The 233-nt window shown below is 43.8% G+C and carries 1 protein-coding gene; it reads right to left on the reverse strand.

All coding sequences use genetic code 11. The features are described from left to right. On the reverse strand, window positions 1-233 hold a 233-nt coding region (locus AAEY72_RS16495), incomplete at both ends, for a hypothetical protein (RefSeq protein ID WP_352311781.1).

Below are 233 nucleotides of genomic sequence, written 5' to 3' on the forward strand. Positions count from 1 at the left end.
TTATGAAACTGATCGAAAACACCTTGTTTATCTACATAAACAGAACCCGTAAGCGTACTTGATGCATCGCCTGTGTTAGATGCTACATCGAGGCGTGCATTGGTTTTTTCAAAGGTGTCGTAGCCGTTGTCGCTAGATTTAATCGACACACCTTCGGCAATAGTAATTTTATGCTGGCCTTGATCGCCTTGGTAATTGTACTTGCCGCTAGCGGCATCAAACTGATACGGTTG

The organism is Psychrobacter sp. W2-37-MNA-CIBAN-0211, from assembly GCF_040309405.1.
GTDB classification, from domain to species: Bacteria; Pseudomonadota; Gammaproteobacteria; order Pseudomonadales; family Moraxellaceae; genus Psychrobacter; species Psychrobacter glaciei.